The following is a 15,417-nucleotide window of genomic DNA, read 5'->3' as shown; positions in this document are numbered from 1 at the left end:
TCATGCTGCGGGTCGACATCGAAAAGCAGCTCGGCGAGTTCTCGCTGTCCGCGACCTTCACCAGCGAAGGCCGCGTCATCGGCCTGTTCGGCGCCTCCGGCGCCGGCAAGACCTCGCTGGTGAACATGATCGCAGGGCTGCTGCGGCCCGACCGCGGCAGCATCGTCATCGACGGCGAGACCGTCGACGACACCGCTTCCGGCATCCATGTCCCGACCTGGCGCCGCCGCATCGGCTATGTCTTTCAGGACGCGCGGCTGTTCCCGCATCTCACCGTCGCGCAGAATCTCGATTACGGCCGGCGCATGAACGGCCTCGCGCCCGATCCTGCTCAGCACACGCGCGTCATCGACCTGCTCGATATCGGCGCTCTGCAGGGTCGCCGCCCCGGAAAGCTCTCCGGCGGCGAGCGGCAGCGCGTCGCGCTTGGCCGCGCGCTGCTATCGAAGCCGCGACTCCTGCTGCTCGACGAGCCGCTCGGCGCGCTCGACGAGGGCCGCAAGCTCGAGATCCTGCCCTATCTGGTGCGACTGCGCGACGAGGCCAATGTGCCGATGGTCTATGTCAGCCACGACGCCGCCGAGCTGCGCCAGCTCGCGACGCAGATCGTGATGCTGAAGCAGGGCCGCGTGACGAGCCTTGGCGGGGTGAAGGTGCTGGCGTGAGGGGCATGCGGGCCCGTTTGGCCTGCTTTCGCTTCACCACCAATGTCATGCCCGGCTAAGGCGATGGTGAGTGCTATACTCCCGCAACCGACGCCCACACATCGGCAAGCTTCTTCCGCAGCGCCTTCGCCCGCGTCAGCGGCGGCGGGGTCTCGTCCTCTTCCGGCAGGCGCAGGCCGACGACGCTGACGCGGCCACCGGAGATCGAGCGCGCGACCAGCACGATCTCGTCGAGCGCGAGCTCGGCGCCCTCCTTCGGCGCATGGTCGAGATGGATGTCGAAATAGTCGGCGAGCGTGAGCTTGCTCTCGTCCTCGCTCACCTTCACGCCGTAGATCTCGGCGAGCTCGGCGAGCGTGTGCTCGCCGGAGACCATGAAGTCGCCGAGCAAATGCGGATCCGGCGCCGAGCTCGACTGCATGTCGACGAAGAAGCGGTCCAGCGACTCGGCCTTTTCCGGCGGCGCCAGCAGGTAGATGTAGTCACCGGGCGCGATCGGATCGGCTTCCGTCGGCGTCAGGATGTGCTCGTTGCGGATGACCAGTGTCGGCTTGGACCATGACGGGATCAGGCCGCGGCGAAAATACAGGCTCTTGGGCCGCACCGGATAGCCGACCAACTGCTGTTCGAGCTGGCCGGGCAGATCCAGCTCGACACGCCGCGGGCCGCGCTCGGCGCGCGGCAGCGCCACGTGCAGCTTGCGCGCGGCCGGCGCCAGGGTCCAGCCCTGCAGGAGCAGCGAGATGATCACGACGACGAAGGCGACGTCGAAATAGAGATAGGCCTTGGACAGGCCGACCAGCATCGGGATCGAGGCCAGGAAGATCGCCACGGCGCCGCGCAGGCCGGTCCAGGCGATGAAGATCTTTTCGCGCCAGTTGAAGCGGAACGGCGCCAGGCACACGAAGACCGCGATCGGCCGCGCCACCAGCATCAGCACCAGCGCGACGGCGACCGCCGGCAGCACGCTGGTGCCGAGCCGGCTCGGCGAGACCAGCAGGCCGAGCAGCACGAACATCACGATCTGCGCCAGCCAGGTCGCGGCATCGAGGAAGGCCACGACGGAGTTATGTGCGCGCGTCGGCCGGTTGCCGATGATGATGCCGGCGAGATAGACCGCGAGGAAGCCGGAGGCATGCATCATCTGCGAGCCGCCGAAGATCACCAGCGCGCCCGTGGTCACGAACGGTGCATGCAGGCCCTGCGGCAGCGCCACCTTGTTGAGCGCGATGACGACGAGGCGACCGCCGATGACGCCGACGATGGCGCCCAGCACAGCCTCCTGGATGAACTCCATCAGCACATGGCCGGGCGAGCTCGAGCCGACCGAGATGTACTCGACCAGCATCAAGGTGAGAAAGATCGCGAAGGGGTCGTTGGTGCCGGATTCCACCTCCAGCGTCGCGCCGACACGCGGGCGCAGCCGCAGGCCCTGCGTGTGCACCAGTAGGAACACGGCCGCCGCGTCGGTCGAGGCCACCACGGCACCGACCAGCAGCGACTCCGTCCAGTTGAGATCGAGCGCGAATTTGGCGAACGGCGCCGTGATCAGCGCGGTCAGGAGCACGCCGATCGTCGCAAGCACCATGGACGGCGCCAGCACGGTGCGGATGCTGGCAAAGCGCGTCCTGAGGCCGCCGTCGAACAGGATCAGGGCAAGCGCCACCGAGCCGACCAGATAGGTGGTGCGGACGTCGTCGAACTGGAGCTGGCCGGGACCGGAATCCCCGGCGAGCATGCCGACCGCAAGGAAGACCAGCAGCAGGGGCGCGCCGAAGCGGAGTGCCAGAAGGCTCGACAGGATGCCGGCCATGACGAGCACGGCACCGAGCAATATGGCGAGGCTGACGGAGTCGAGAGAGGCCATCCACCTTCCGGGTCAAAACAGCTGGAATGGCATCCTTATCGTCGGGGGACTCGCGCGCCAACCCATTTTCGTTCCTCGCGGCAATCTGCCCGCACTTTACGGCCTTAACGTACATCACATGCCGGTGTATCGATGGCCCGGCCGCGCCCTTTGTGGGATTCTGCGGCTCCCTCGAATCAATTCCTTCCGCAGCTTGCCGACGAGACCGATGGACATGGACCTCAAGGACTTCATGGAGTTCGTGCAGACCACCGCGCGCAGCGTCGGGGCGGAAATCTCCTCGCCCTGGTTCTACCTGCAATTCGGCCTCATTCTGGCCGCGGCCGGCATCGCCTATGCCGCCGAGACCGCCGTCCGCAGCCGGATCGACATGACCTCGCTGGCGATGCGCTGGCCGCTGCCGCTCCGGCACTTCGCCAGGGTGATGGTCTCCAGCGCCTCGACGGCGGTGTTCACCCTGCTCGTGATCATCTCCCGCGTGGTGATGTACCACGCGACCTGGCCGAGCCGCTCCTATCTCCTGATGGTCGCCGCCAAGCTCGGACTGGCCTGGCTCGCGATCCGGCTCGTGACCTCGGTGCTGCGCAATGCCTTCATCGTCAAGCTGGTGTCGATCACGGCTTGGTTTCTCGCAGCGCTCTCGATCCTCGGCCAGCTCGATACGACGGTCGACCTGCTCGATTCCTACGCGATCGTGCTCGGCGGCCTCAGGCTGACCCCGCTGCTGGCGCTCAAGGCCGGCGCGCTCCTCCTCATCGCGCTCTGGGCCACCAACATCGCGAGCAATTTCGCCGAGAGCCGGATCAACGCGACCACCGATCTGACGCCATCGGTGCAGGTGCTGCTGGTCAAGATCATCCGGATCGGGCTGCTTGCGGTCGCGATCGTGATCGCGCTCGGCGCGGTCGGCATCGATCTTTCGGCGCTCGCGGTGTTCTCCGGCGCGGTCGGCGTCGGCATCGGTATCGGCCTGCAGAAGATCGTGGCCAACTTCATCTCGGGCATCATCCTGCTTGCCGACAAGTCGGTGAAGCCCGGCGACCTCGTCACCATCGGCGACAATACCGGCCGCATCAGCGCGATGAAGACGCGTTATATTTCGGTCGCCGCCGGAGACGGCCGCGAGTTCCTGGTGCCGAACGAGGATCTGGTGACGCAAAAGGTCGTCAACTGGACCTATACCGACAAGAACACGCTGGTGAAGATCGCCTTCGGCACCAATTACGACGCCGATCCCCGTCTGGTCTGCACGCTCGCCGCGGAGACCGCCGCCGCCCATCCGCGCGCGCAGAAGGGCAAGCCGCCGACCTGCATCCTGACCGAGTTCGCGGAAGCCGGGATGAAATTCTCGCTGACCTTCTGGATCGCCGATCCCGACGGCATGGACAAGGTCAAGAGCGACGTGATGCTGGGGCTGTGGGACGCCTTCAAGCACGAGGGCATCCGGGTTCCCTACCCCGTCCGCGAAATCCGCATCCGCAGCGGCGCGCTGCCGGTGGAAAGCACCGTGGAAGTCCCGAATTAGGCCCGCTTTCGGGTGCAAAGAGCCGGTAAGGTTCTCGTTTTCTTCACGCGAGCCGGCGGCCACTTCGCTCGAAAACGCTCTGCCTTCGCTTGCATGAAGGCCCGCAATCATTAAATTGGGGCCTGAAATCAAGCCTTTCCGCCGATATCTGGACAGCCCCGGAAGACCGCACAAGCATGAGCTACGTCGAAGCCACCGATACCTCCCTGCGCAAGACCGGACAGATCAAGCTGCATGGACCGAGCGCCTTTGCCGGCATGCGCAAGGCGGGCGCGCTGGTGGCCAAGTGCCTGGACGAGCTCACCGACATCGTCGGGCCCGGCGTGCCGACCGAGCGCATCGACCAGTTCGTCCGCGACTTCGCCTTCAGCAACAATGCCTATCCGGCGACGCTGATGTATCGCGGCTACCGCTATTCGACCTGCACCTCGCTCAACCACGTGGTCTGCCACGGCATGCCCGGCGACCGTCCGCTGAAGGAAGGCGACATCGTCAACATCGACGTCACCTTCATCGTCGACGGCTGGTACGGCGATTCCAGCCGGATGTATGCGATCGGCCCGATCGCGCGCAAGGCGGAGCGGCTGATCGAGGTGACCTATGAAGCGATGATGCGCGGCATCGCCGCGGTGAAGCCCGGCGCCACCACCGGCGATATCGGTCACGCCATCCAGAGCTTCGTCGAGCCGCAGGGCATGAGCGTGGTGCGCGATTTCTGCGGCCATGGCTTGGGCCGCATGTTCCACGACGAGCCGAACATCATCCATATCGGCCGCCCCGGCGAAGGCGTGCAGCTCAAGCCCGGCATGTTCTTCACCATCGAGCCGATGATCAATCTCGGCAAGCCGCATGTGAAGATCCTCTCCGACGGCTGGACCGCGGTGACCCGCGACCGCTCGCTGTCGGCGCAGTTCGAGCACTCGGTCGGCGTGACGGCCACGGGCGTCGAGATCTTCACGCTGTCGGAGCGGCACGGCGAGAAGCAGATCGGGTGAGTCTCTCAGGGACATCGGCTTCGCCTGAAGCCGATTGCCGCCGCAATTGACGGTTGCAAAAGCGCCGGTCCCCGGCAATGCTGGCTCCCGATGCCCGCCAAGACCAACCACGACAAGAGCAAGACTGAGGACGCGCCGCACTATCACGGCCATCGCGAGCGGCTGCGCGAGCGCTTCTACAGCGCGGGGGCGGATGCACTGAGCGACTACGAGCTGCTGGAGATGGCGCTGTTTCCGGCGCTGCCGCGGCGCGACACCAAGCCGCTCGCCAAGCTGCTGATCAAGACCTTCGGCTCCTTCGCCGAGGCCGTGCATGCGCCGGTGGCGCGCTTGCGCGAGGTCGACGGCATCGGCGAGTCCGCGGTCAACCAGCTCAAGCTGATTGCCGCCGCGGCGCACCGCGTTGCCAAGGGCGAGGTCAACAGCCGCAACGCGCTGTCGTCCTGGAACGAGGTGATCGCCTATTGCCGTACCAGCATGGCATTCGCCGACAAGGAGCAGTTTCGCCTGCTCTTCCTCGACAAGCGCAACCAGCTCATTGCCGACGAGGTGCAGCAGACCGGCACCGTCGACCACACTCCGGTCTATCCGCGCGAGGTGATCAAGCGCGCGCTGGAATTATCCGCGACCGCGCTGATCCTCGTGCATAACCACCCCTCCGGCGACCCCTCGCCGTCGCAGGCCGACATCCAGATGACGAAAGCGATCATCGACATCGCAAAGCCGCTGGGAATTGCCGTGCACGATCACATCATCGTCGGCAAAGGCGGGCACGCCAGCCTGCGCGGGATGCGGTTGATCTAGATGAGATCAGAACACCTGCTTGGCGACTTTCAAATGCTCTTCAGCGGCCCTGAATCCGCTGAATGCCTTGAGCGTCAAGGCGGTCGGTTGCGGCTTCCATTCGGCAACGAGTTTCTCGGCCTTCTCAAGCTCCGGCTTGGCCAACGTGGAAGCCATCTCGTTCACGTTCTTGGGCGGCGCCACCTTCGAGAGCTTGAAATAGGCGTACGACAGGGACAGATCCCTCGGCGCTCCCTTTCCCGCTGAATAGGCACGGGCCAGGCTGAAGAGGGCTTCGGGAAGCCCCTGATCGCCAGCCATCTTCCACCATTTCAGCGCTTCTTCTGAATTGCCTTGTCGGTCATAGATGAGCGCGACGTCGTGCTGGGCCCGGGCATAGCCGGCCTTGGCGGAGACGAGCTTGTATTTCAGCGCTTGATCCGAGTCGGTTGCGACGACGCCCGCGCCCTGGCCGTCATAGTAGCAACCGAGCTTGTAGGCGCCGAGCGGGTGGTCGGCCGCGGCCGATTTCTGAAACCATTCGAAGGCCTGGCTGCGGTCCTGCGGCGTGCCGATGCCGTTATTGTGCATCATGCCGACATGATATTGCGCCTCGGCATCTCCGCGATTGGCCAAGGCCACCATCGCATTGAAGGTGCGGGTGTCGTTCGCGTTGGCGGGCATCGCGAAAACGAGAAGGCAGGCGAACGCAAGGGCGACGAATCTCATATCAAGAGCCCGATCCGGTCTGACCATTGTATCTTGGTCACCAGTGCGTAAGAAAAGTTCAAATCTGGCAGAACTCGAGACAATCGGCGAATTCGGCGGCGGGGCCACAAGCCGGGCGCATCAACGGTTGATTGCGCCGACAAATTGGCACACGCAGTGTCGCGACAAGCGAGTGCCGTCAGCTCAAGGCTTGACCCAGCGCAGCACCGCCTCGGAGGTGTCGGCCGGCGTGGTGTTGAAGCATATCGCGGCCTCGGGTGCCAGGCGGTGGACGAGGTTGAGCACCTTCTCGAACAGCAGCAATCGCTCCTTCGGCTCGCGCAGGCCCGCACCGATCACGATGCAGTCGAATCGCTCATCGCGCAGCGCCGCCGTCACGGCGGCCTCGGCGGCCGCATCGAGATCGATCAGGCAGCTCGTGACCTCGAAGCCGAGGCCGCGCAAGCGCAACAGCTGCGCCTCGATGTAGCTGCGGACATGTTCGGGCGTGAGTTGCGGGAATGCGGAATAATCCGCATTGCCGGGTTCGATGCCGATGGCGAGGATGCGCTTGGCCATGCCGGATCTCCCAACGGAACCACCTCTTCCGTCAACGAGATGCCCGGGCTGCGGGTTCCGTTTCGCGTAGCATCATGCGGCGGCGCGGAATGCTGGACCGCCTATTGCCGCAGCAAGATCAGGGAATCGGCGGTGTCGGGGACGCGCCGCCACTGCGCGTTGTCGTCGGCCTCGAACTGCCAGGCGTCGCCTGATTTCGACATCAGGATGATCTGGCCGCGCTCGAGCCGCCATTGCGTCGGATTGAACTGCGCGATGGCCGCGTCGCATCTCGGCTTGAGGAAGACCTGGAAATTGTCCGGCCCCGCCTCGGTGTTGGTCAGCGTCAGCCCGCACAGTGGTTGGCCGTTGCCGCGCACCATCGACCAATCACCGATCATCTGGTCCATCGACTTGGCCATGGCACGCGCGGCGGCGAGGTCTTGCAGGATGTAAACGCCCTCGCCCTGGCGCAAGCCTTCGAAGATGCCGGCCTCGACCTCGGTGAAGTCGATCACGGCCTCACCGGTGGCGTCCTGCAAGCGGACGATGTCGAGCCCCCTGACGTTCCAGGAGGCGATGTCCTTGGTGAAGGGCAGCGCGGTCTTGCAGGCCGGTTCGAGCTCCAGCTTGAAGCCCTGTCCCGCGGCATCGCCCTTGAGGGTGACGACGCAGGTCTTGCTGCGCTCGGTGGTCGAGAGCTCCCATTGCCCAGGCATCGATTTCTTCAGGGCCGCCGCATCCTGCGCATGCACATGGCCGATCGCGGCCAAGCAGGCCGCGACGGCGAATGCAACGACCCGAAGAGCTGTCATCAGCGCCCCTTGAATGGCGTTTCGGCAACCGGCGTCAACGGCGCCTTGCCTGAGAACCATGACTTGAGGTTGTCGACCACGAGCTGGTCCATGGCGTTGCGCGTCACCACCGAGGCCGAGCCGATATGCGGCAGCAGCACGACGTTCTGCATGGTCTTGAGCTCGTCCGGCACGTTCGGCTCGGCCGCGAACACGTCGAGGCCGGCGGCCAGGATGGTGCCCGATTTCAGCGCCTGGACCAGCGCCGGCTCGTCGACCACCGAACCGCGCGCGACGTTGATCAGCACGCCGCGCGGGCCGAGCGCCTTCAGCACCTCGGCGTTGATCATCTTGTTGGTAGCCGCGCCGCCGGGCACGATCACCATCAGCGTATCCACCGCCTTCGCCATCTCGATCAGATCAGGATAGTGCTTGTAGGAGACGTCCTTGGATGGGTTGCGCGAGTGATAGACCACCGGCACCAGCGAGGCATCTAACCGGCGCGCGATGGCCTGGCCGATGCGGCCCATGCCGACGATGCCGACCTTGCGATCGCGCAGCGAACCGACGCTGAGCGGATAGTTCTGCGTCTGCCACAGCCCGGAGCGGACGTAGCGGTCGGCCTTGATGAACTCGCGCAACGTGGAGATCAGAAGGCCCATCGCGACGTCGGCGACCTCCTCGGTCAGCACGTCGGGCGTGTTGGTGACGATGATGTTGTGCTCGGCCGCATATTTGGCGTCGACGTGGTCGTAACCGACGCCGAAGCTCGCCACCATCTCGATCTTGGGCAGCTGCGACAGCGACTCCTTGTCGGCGCGCACGGTGTGATAGGTCACTGCGACGCCGCGGATTTTTTCGCGGATCGCCGGCGTCAGCCGCTCGAGGTCACCGCGCGTCTCGGCCTTGTGCACGACGAAATGGTCGGAAAACCCGTTCTCGAGGATCGGCCGCACCGGCCCATAGATCAGGAGGTCGATCTTTTCGGACGAAATCGAACCGGCAGCCATCAGTTTTCCTTTCCAAGCGCGCTCTCATGCCAGCGCCGTAAAACGAGGTGCGAAACTAGCGCCAGCACCCCATAGATGACAATCCCGGCCAGCGACAACAGCAGCAGCGCTGCGAACATGCGGGGTATGTTCAATCGATAGCCCGATTCAGCGATCCGGTAGGCGAGCCCGGACCCGGCGCCTGCCGTTCCCGCCGCGATCTCCGCCACGACCGCACCGATCAGCGACAGGCCGCCGGCAATGCGCAAGCCGCCGAGAATGTGGGGCAGTGCCGCGGGGAGCTTGAGGAAACGCAGCGTTTGCCGTGGCGAGGCGCCATAGAGCTGGAACAGGCCGGCGAGGTTGCGATCGACCGAATTGAGCCCGAGCGTGGTGTTGGACAGCACCGGGAAGAAGGCGACGATGAAGGCACAGACCACGACCGCGGTCTGCTGTTCCAGGTAGATCAGGAGCAGCGGCGCGATCGCGATCACCGGCGTCACCTGCAGGACGACTGCATAGGGAAATAGCGAATACTCGACCCATTTCGACTGGTTGAACAGCAGCGCCAGCGCGATGCCACCGATGCTGGCGGCCGCAAACCCTTCGAGCGTGGTCAAAAGCGTGGTCGCGAGCGATTGTGACAGCACCGCCGAGTCCTTGATCAGCGTCAGGATGATGATTGAGGGCGCCGGCAGCACGTAGGGCGGGATCTCTCTGATGCGGACCAGCAGTTCCCAGGCGAGGAGGCCGGCGGCGAACACGATGACGGGAAGCACGAACCGCAGCGCGCGTCGCGCAGCTCGCGGTTTCGCGGTGACGGTCGCTTGCGCGTTCATAGCGTCGACTGCTCCGCATAGGACGGCGCAAGCGCGGCCGACACTTTCCGGCAATAATCGGAATAGGCGGCTGAGGTGCGAAACGCCTCGCCGCGCGGCTCGACCGTTTCAATGCGGATATCGGCCTGGATGCGGCCTGGCCGCGCCGTCATCACCACCACACGCTGCGACAGATAGACGGATTCGAACACCGAATGGGTGACGAAGATGACGGTCTTGCCAAGGCCGCGCCACAGCGCGAGCAGATCGTTGTTGAGACGGAAGCGCGTGATCTCGTCGAGCGCGGCGAACGGCTCGTCCATCAGGAGGATATCAGGGTCGGTGACGAGTGCGCGCGCCAGCGACACCCGCATCTTCATGCCGCCGGAGAGCTCGCGCGGAAAGGCATCGGCGAAATCGGCGAGCCCGACGCTGGCGAGCGCCGCGTCGGCACGCGCGCACGCCTCCGCCTTCGGAACGCGCCCAAGCCGCAACGGCAGCCGCACGTTCTCGCGCACGCTGGTCCAGGGCATCAGTGTCGGCTCCTGAAACACGAAGCCGATGCCATGACCCGGCTGCGGGACGCCCTCGCGGCGCGCCACCCGCACGATTCCGGAAGACGGCGTGCTGAGCTCTGCGATGATGCGGAGCACCGTCGACTTGCCGCAACCGGACGGCCCCAGCAGCGAGATGAACTCGCCCTTGCGCACAGCGAGGTCGAACGGGCCGAGCGCCATGACGCCATTGTCATAGGTCTTCGTCACGCCGCGCAGGCTGACGGCGAGCGCCGTCAGGCTGGCCTCGACGGCGGACGACGTCGAGCGCTCTACCATTGATCGCAAGCTGCCGTTCGGCGCCGCGGGTCGACCACCTCGCCCCAATGGGGAGAGGTGAGCGATGCCGCCCCACCCTGGTCCGGTCTCAGCATCGGCTACGGCTTGCTCGGGCGCAGCTCGACGCCGACGCCCTTGTTGACGAAGCGCAGTGTGTAGGATTTGCGAAAGTCGAGATCCGCCTTCACGACGCCGGCCTTGACCATCTTGTTGAAGAAGGACGTGTAGCGCTCGTCGCTCATCGCGCCGATGCCGTTCTTCAAGCTGTCACCGGAATCGACGATGCCGTGTTCCTTCATCTTGGTGACGGAATAGGCGAGCAGATCGTCGGTCATCTCCGGATTGAGCTTCTTGATCAGGGCGTTGCCGGCGGAATTGTCGCGGTAGATGTAGTTGTACCAGCCGATCATGGAGGCATCGACGAAACGCTGGACCAGATCGGGCTTCTTCTCGACGATGTCGCGGCGGGTCTCGACTAGGGTCGAATAGGTGTTGAAGCCGTAATCGGCGAGCAGCAGCACGTTCGGCTTGAAGCCGGCGGCCTTCTCCACCGCGAAGGGCTCGGAGGTGACGTAGCCTTGCATGGCGCTCTTGGGATTGGCGATGAACGGCTGCGGATTGAAATTATAGGGACGGACGTTCTTCTCGCTGAAGCCATATTCGGATTTCAGCCATTGGAAGTAGCTGGTCATGCCTTCCTTGGAGACGAACAGCGTCAGCGGCTTGAGGTCCTCGATCTTGCCGACCTTGACGTCGGGCTGCGTCAGCATCACCTGCGGGTCCTTCTGGAAGATCGCGGCGATGGTGATGACGGGGACGTTGTTGGCGACCGCGTCGAACGACATCAGCGTGTTCGCGGCCATGAAGAAATCGATCTTGCCGGCGATCAGGAGCATCCGGTTGTTCTCGTTGGGACCGCCCGGGATGATGGTGACGTCGAGCCCGTATTTCTTGTAGGTGCCGTCGGCGACCGCCTGGAAGAAGCCGCCATGCTCGGCCTCGGCGACCCAGTTGGTGCCGAAGGTGACCTTGTCCAGCATCTCGGCACGCGCCGGGACGCCGCAGACGAAAGCGGCCATCAGGCCCGCCGTGAGCACTCGCCGCAGATGAAAGGGGGTCATAATGGCACTCCGTCGACCGCTTCCGGCCAATCGCGTCTGGCTCATGAGAACACAACGCGATAAAACCGCATGACATTCACGGGGACGCGAACCCAGCGGGTCCGCATCCCCTCATAACCCAAATTACGTTACAAATTCGGGCAAAGAAACCTTGATGACGCCATCCCGCGACTGGACCGACATTCGCTGGGCCGATGCGCCCCCTGCGGAGATGTCCCGCTGGATCGCGGTGCTGCCGCTGGCGGCGACCGAGCAGCACGGCCCGCATCTGCCTGTCACAACCGACGTGCTGATCGCGGATGCGTATCTGGCGCGGGTGCGTGAGCTGTTGCCCGAGAGCATTCCAGCGACGTTCCTTCCCGTTGAGCCGGTCGGGATTTCCACCGAGCATATCGATTATCCCGGCACGCAGACGTTGCCGACCGACGTCGCGCTGAAGCGATGGACTGATATCGGCGAGGATGTCGCGCGACGCGGCGTGAAGAAGCTCGTCATCATCACCAGCCATGGCGGCAACAGCGCGGCAATGATGTTGATCGCGCAGGATTTGCGCGCGCATCAAAAACTGTTCGTCGTGACGACGTCCTGGTCGCGGCTGTCGGGCGCCGACAAATTGTTCCCGGCCGACGAAGTGCGGCACGGCATTCATGGCGGCGCCATCGAGACCTCGATCATGCTGGCGCGCTATCCCGATCAGGTGCGCAAAGATGCCATCGCGGATTTTCCCGCGAGCAGCATCGCGATGGAAAGGCAGTATCGCTGGCTGTCGACGCAGCGGCCTGCACCGTTCGCCTGGCAGGCGCAGGATCTGAACGCCAGCGGCGCGATCGGCAACGCGACGCTTGCCGTCGCGGAAAAGGGCGAGCGGTTGATCGATCAGGGTGCGAGCGCCTTCTGCGAGCTCCTCACCGAAGTCGATAACTTCGACGTGAACAGGCTCGTCAAGGGCCCGCTCGGCTAACTCATATCCGCCTGGAATTGCTCGGGAAAGTTCTTCTTTCCGGGAGCGGATTTGCCGCGTTCGAACCGGACGCGAGCAGCCTCCGTCAAACTGGTCACGCGGGCCACAACGGACCGCCTCAACCCCGGATGGAGTTTCACATGTCGATCAAGACCAAGATTGCCGCTATCGCTCTCGCTGCCCTCGCCGTGACCGGCAGCATCGCGTCCACCACGTCCTCGGCCGAAGCCAAGCAGCCCGGTTGGGTCTTTGGTGTCGGTGCCGGCATCGCCACCGCCGCCGTCGTCGGCTCCGCGATCGCCGCCACGAACGACCCCTATTATCACGGTTATCACCGCTGCGGCTGGGTCGCCCAGTACAACGCCTTCGGCCAGTACGTCGGCCGCGTTCGTACCTGCTACTGATTTGGGTAGCTGAGGCCGATCTTACGTGGATCCTGCGTCCGACACGGGCGCCTCATCCACCCCGTGTCGTGCCCCCGACCCCGCCCGGCTGTCCCCCCGGGCGGGGTCATCCATTTGAGCCCCCTGCGCATTTGTTGCAGCCGTGTCACACAGCGGTGCCAACCATCTTCCACGGCAACTCGCGCCAATTGCAATTGCGACTTAGTCGCAATAAGCTTCGCAGCAGGCACAGGACTTGGAAGATGTCGCGCCGGACCGAGAGATCTCGTCTGGCCGCGTGAGCAACCGGAACCTGATGACAGGGTCGTCGCGAATCGGCAGTGATGCCGGTTGTGCGGGTGGACATATTGGTGTTTTGGGGGCGTGCGTTTTGACGTTGAGAGGTCACAGACAGCGGTGCTTGCTGACCGTCGCGGCGATTGCCACTGGCGTACTGGCTTTGCCCGCCACAGGCACCGCGGCCGATCTTCCGTTGAAGGCCCCGGCGCTGAGAGCGGTCTACGACTGGACCGGGTTCTATGTCGGCGGTCATTTCGGCTATGGCGACGCAAGCTTCGGACCCGGCACCCATTCACTGCCGCTGCAAGGCGTGGTCCTGCCGCCCAGTGCCACCGGGTTCAGCGGCGGCTATCAACTCGGCTACAATCGCCAGCTCGCGAACCGTGTCGTGCTCGGCATCGAGGCGGACTCCACGTTCACCGGCGCGCGCGATGTCGTCGCGCACGAGCGCTCGCCGGCTCCGTTCAACACCACGCTCGACTATGTCGGCACCGTACGCGGCCGCATCGGCTATGCGTTCGACCGCTTCATGCCTTTCGTTACCGGCGGCTTCGCCTGGGGCCATACCCATATCAACGTCAACGACGCCGACGGCGTCTCCGAGCTGTTTCCGGTTGGAAAGTATCAGATCGGCTGGACAGCGGGACTCGGCCTGGAATTCGCCGTCAGCGGCAACTGGACCGCCAAGGCCGAGTACGACTACGTCGCGCTGTCCCGGCGAACCTACGATCTCGGCGAATTCGGTCTCGCCAACGTCAATGTCGCGCCGCGCGTTCACCTCTTCAAGCTCGGCCTCAACTACCAGTTCGGCGACACGCCCTGGATGGCGCCGGTCAACGGCAGGACGAAACTGCCGGAGTCCGGCGACTGGAACGTCCATGCCCAGACGACCGTGCTGCCGCAAGGCTACGGGCCGATCCGCTCACCCTATGCAAGCCCGCAGAGCCTCCCCGGAGGCGGTCAGTTTCAGGCGACATGGACGACAACGGCCTTCCTGGGCGCACGGCTGTGGGACGGCGGCGAGTTCTACTTCAATCCCGAATTGGCGCAGGGTTTTGGCATCAACGGCACGCTCGGCCTTGCCGGCTTCTCCAACGGCGAGGCGCAGAAGGCCGGCGCGCCTTTCCCGAAAATCCGTGCGCAGCGCTACTATTTCAGGCAGACATTTGGTCTCGGCGGCGAGCAGGAGGAAGTGCCCGATGCTCCGAACCAGCTCGCCGGCAAGCGTGACATCGACCGCGTCACCTTGATCGTCGGCCGATTCGCCGTCGGCGACTTCTTCGACGGAAATTCCTACGCCAAGGATCCGCGCGCCGACTTCATGAACTGGGCGATGTGGGCGTCGGCCGCCTACGACTTCCCCGCCGATCTGCCCGGCTACACCCGCGGCGCGGTGGTCGAGCTCAATCGCAAGGACTGGGCAGTGCGCGCCGGCCTGTTCCAGGTCCCCGATGCGCCCAACAGCGATACACTGGTTTACAAGACCGGCGGCGCCGTCATCGAGTTCGAGGAGCGCCATTCGATCTTCGAGCAGCCCGGCAAATTGCGCGTCGGTACGTTCTACAACAGCGGCAATACCGCCAATTACCGCCAGGTGGTTGCGATCGCGGCTGCCAATCCTGCGCTCGACATCAACGACATCACGATCGCCAACCAGCGCGACCGTTCGAAATACGGCTTCTACGTCAACCTCGAGCAGCAGATCTACCAGGACGTCGGGCTGTTCGCGCGCGCAAGCTGGAACGACGGGCAGAACCAGATCCTGTCCTTCACCGACATCGACCGCAGTGTATCGGGCGGCCTGTCGATCAAGGGGAGCCATTGGGGGCGGCCGGACGATACGATCGGCATCGGCGGGGCCGTCAACGGTCTCTCCGACGCGCACCGCGATTTCCTTGCTGCCGGCGGCACCGGCCTGCTCATCGGCGACGGGCGGCTCAACTACAGCCCGGAACGCATCCTCGAAGCCTACTATGCATGGAAGCTCAATACCTGGACGACCATGACGTTCGACTACCAGTTCATCACGAACCCGGCCTATAACGCCGACCGCGGACCGGTCTCGATCTTCTCGGGCCGCCTGCACGCCGAGTTCTAGCCCCAGGGACGGGCCGCAT

15 protein-coding genes are annotated in these 15,417 nt (G+C 64.5%); 7 read left to right on the top strand and 8 right to left on the bottom strand.

The window, feature by feature from the left end:
- The first annotated feature begins 2 nt into the window (after positions 1 to 2).
- A complete protein-coding gene (gene modC / locus ACFDR6_RS14545; RefSeq protein ID WP_375858701.1) occupies positions 3 to 665 on the top strand; it encodes a molybdenum ABC transporter ATP-binding protein in 663 nt (220 codons plus the stop codon).
- Positions 666 to 738: 73 nt separating this feature from the next.
- Here modC and ACFDR6_RS14540 read toward each other — a convergent pair whose 3' ends face one another.
- A complete protein-coding gene (locus tag ACFDR6_RS14540; protein WP_375858700.1) occupies positions 739 to 2,532 on the bottom strand; it encodes a potassium/proton antiporter in 1,794 nt (597 codons plus the stop codon).
- Between the two features lie 208 nt (positions 2,533 to 2,740).
- Between ACFDR6_RS14540 and ACFDR6_RS14535 the strand changes: the two genes are divergently transcribed.
- The 3 genes from ACFDR6_RS14535 (at position 2,741) to radC (ending at position 5,856) form a co-directional block, all read left to right on the top strand.
- The gene (locus ACFDR6_RS14535; RefSeq protein ID WP_212079654.1) at positions 2,741 to 4,057 is read left to right on the top strand and encodes a mechanosensitive ion channel family protein; all 1,317 of its coding nucleotides are present in this window, start codon (positions 2,741 to 2,743) and stop codon (positions 4,055 to 4,057) included.
- 176 nt (positions 4,058 to 4,233) lie between these two features.
- Positions 4,234 to 5,052 (top strand): type I methionyl aminopeptidase, encoded by an 819-nt coding sequence (gene map, locus ACFDR6_RS14530; RefSeq protein ID WP_212079653.1) that lies wholly within the window; start codon positions 4,234 to 4,236, stop codon positions 5,050 to 5,052.
- A 90-nt stretch (positions 5,053 to 5,142) separates the two neighbouring features.
- Positions 5,143 to 5,856, top strand: coding sequence for a RadC family protein (radC, locus tag ACFDR6_RS14525; RefSeq protein WP_375858699.1), 714 nt, complete (start codon positions 5,143 to 5,145; stop codon positions 5,854 to 5,856).
- 6 nt (positions 5,857 to 5,862) lie between these two features.
- Here radC and ACFDR6_RS14520 read toward each other — a convergent pair whose 3' ends face one another.
- The 7 genes from ACFDR6_RS14520 to ACFDR6_RS14490 all read right to left on the bottom strand — a co-directional run bounded on the left by ACFDR6_RS14520 (position 5,863) and on the right by ACFDR6_RS14490 (position 11,656).
- A complete protein-coding gene (locus ACFDR6_RS14520; protein ID WP_375858698.1) occupies positions 5,863 to 6,672 on the bottom strand; it encodes a tetratricopeptide repeat protein in 810 nt (269 codons plus the stop codon).
- 75 nt (positions 6,673 to 6,747) lie between these two features.
- Positions 6,748 to 7,122 carry a hypothetical protein gene (locus ACFDR6_RS14515; protein WP_212079650.1) on the bottom strand — a complete coding sequence of 125 codons (375 nt, stop codon included), beginning with the start codon at positions 7,120 to 7,122 and terminating at the stop codon, positions 6,748 to 6,750.
- Positions 7,123 to 7,223: 101 nt separating this feature from the next.
- The gene (locus tag ACFDR6_RS14510; RefSeq protein ID WP_212079649.1) at positions 7,224 to 7,916 is read right to left on the bottom strand and encodes an AprI/Inh family metalloprotease inhibitor; all 693 of its coding nucleotides are present in this window, start codon (positions 7,914 to 7,916) and stop codon (positions 7,224 to 7,226) included.
- Positions 7,916 to 8,905 carry a 2-hydroxyacid dehydrogenase gene (locus ACFDR6_RS14505; protein WP_375858697.1) on the bottom strand — a complete coding sequence of 330 codons (990 nt, stop codon included), beginning with the start codon at positions 8,903 to 8,905 and terminating at the stop codon, positions 7,916 to 7,918. Before ACFDR6_RS14505 ends, ACFDR6_RS14510 begins: the two co-directional genes overlap by 1 nt.
- Positions 8,905 to 9,723: an ABC transporter permease gene (locus ACFDR6_RS14500; RefSeq protein WP_375858696.1), complete on the bottom strand. Its 819-nt coding sequence runs from the start codon at positions 9,721 to 9,723 to the stop codon at positions 8,905 to 8,907. Before ACFDR6_RS14500 ends, ACFDR6_RS14505 begins: the two co-directional genes overlap by 1 nt.
- The gene (locus tag ACFDR6_RS14495; protein ID WP_375859118.1) at positions 9,720 to 10,535 is read right to left on the bottom strand and encodes an ABC transporter ATP-binding protein; all 816 of its coding nucleotides are present in this window, start codon (positions 10,533 to 10,535) and stop codon (positions 9,720 to 9,722) included. The genes ACFDR6_RS14500 and ACFDR6_RS14495 overlap by 4 nt, the downstream gene beginning before the upstream one ends.
- A 98-nt stretch (positions 10,536 to 10,633) precedes the next feature.
- Positions 10,634 to 11,656, bottom strand: coding sequence for an ABC transporter substrate-binding protein (locus tag ACFDR6_RS14490; RefSeq protein ID WP_375858695.1), 1,023 nt, complete (start codon positions 11,654 to 11,656; stop codon positions 10,634 to 10,636).
- Between the two features lie 154 nt (positions 11,657 to 11,810).
- Between ACFDR6_RS14490 and ACFDR6_RS14485 the strand changes: the two genes are divergently transcribed.
- The 3 genes from ACFDR6_RS14485 (at position 11,811) to ACFDR6_RS14475 (ending at position 15,398) form a co-directional block, all read left to right on the top strand.
- Positions 11,811 to 12,617, top strand: coding sequence for a creatininase family protein (locus ACFDR6_RS14485; protein WP_212079645.1), 807 nt, complete (start codon positions 11,811 to 11,813; stop codon positions 12,615 to 12,617).
- A 140-nt stretch (positions 12,618 to 12,757) separates the two neighbouring features.
- Positions 12,758 to 13,021, top strand: a complete 264-nt coding sequence (locus ACFDR6_RS14480) for a hypothetical protein (protein WP_212079644.1) — start codon at positions 12,758 to 12,760, stop codon at positions 13,019 to 13,021.
- A 370-nt stretch (positions 13,022 to 13,391) separates the two neighbouring features.
- The gene (locus ACFDR6_RS14475) at positions 13,392 to 15,398 is read left to right on the top strand and encodes a carbohydrate porin (protein WP_375858694.1); all 2,007 of its coding nucleotides are present in this window, start codon (positions 13,392 to 13,394) and stop codon (positions 15,396 to 15,398) included.
- Positions 15,399 to 15,417: the final 19 nt, after the last annotated feature.

The organism is Bradyrhizobium tunisiense (genome assembly GCF_042263385.1).
GTDB classification, from domain to species: domain Bacteria; phylum Pseudomonadota; class Alphaproteobacteria; order Rhizobiales; family Xanthobacteraceae; genus Bradyrhizobium; species Bradyrhizobium tunisiense.
The sequence above is the reverse complement of the archived record's forward strand: the minus strand, read 5'-3'. Positions and strand labels throughout refer to the sequence as shown.

Coding starts and splice junctions, on each gene's coding strand:
- ACFDR6_RS14540 (WP_375858700.1), bottom strand. CDS start 2,532: ATGGCCTCTCTCGACTCCGTCAGCCTCGCCATATTGCTCGGTGCCGTG.
- ACFDR6_RS14495 (WP_375859118.1), bottom strand. CDS start 10,535: ATGGTAGAGCGCTCGACGTCGTCCGCCGTCGAGGCCAGCCTGACGGCG.
- map (WP_212079653.1), top strand. CDS start 4,234: ATGAGCTACGTCGAAGCCACCGATACCTCCCTGCGCAAGACCGGACAG.
- ACFDR6_RS14505 (WP_375858697.1), bottom strand. CDS start 8,905: ATGGCTGCCGGTTCGATTTCGTCCGAAAAGATCGACCTCCTGATCTAT.
- ACFDR6_RS14485 (WP_212079645.1), top strand. CDS start 11,811: ATGACGCCATCCCGCGACTGGACCGACATTCGCTGGGCCGATGCGCCC.
- ACFDR6_RS14515 (WP_212079650.1), bottom strand. CDS start 7,122: ATGGCCAAGCGCATCCTCGCCATCGGCATCGAACCCGGCAATGCGGAT.
- ACFDR6_RS14535 (WP_212079654.1), top strand. CDS start 2,741: ATGGACATGGACCTCAAGGACTTCATGGAGTTCGTGCAGACCACCGCG.
- ACFDR6_RS14480 (WP_212079644.1), top strand. CDS start 12,758: ATGTCGATCAAGACCAAGATTGCCGCTATCGCTCTCGCTGCCCTCGCC.
- ACFDR6_RS14510 (WP_212079649.1), bottom strand. CDS start 7,916: ATGACAGCTCTTCGGGTCGTTGCATTCGCCGTCGCGGCCTGCTTGGCC.
- modC (WP_375858701.1), top strand. CDS start 3: ATGCTGCGGGTCGACATCGAAAAGCAGCTCGGCGAGTTCTCGCTGTCC.
- ACFDR6_RS14490 (WP_375858695.1), bottom strand. CDS start 11,656: ATGACCCCCTTTCATCTGCGGCGAGTGCTCACGGCGGGCCTGATGGCC.
- ACFDR6_RS14500 (WP_375858696.1), bottom strand. CDS start 9,723: ATGAACGCGCAAGCGACCGTCACCGCGAAACCGCGAGCTGCGCGACGC.
- radC (WP_375858699.1), top strand. CDS start 5,143: ATGCCCGCCAAGACCAACCACGACAAGAGCAAGACTGAGGACGCGCCG.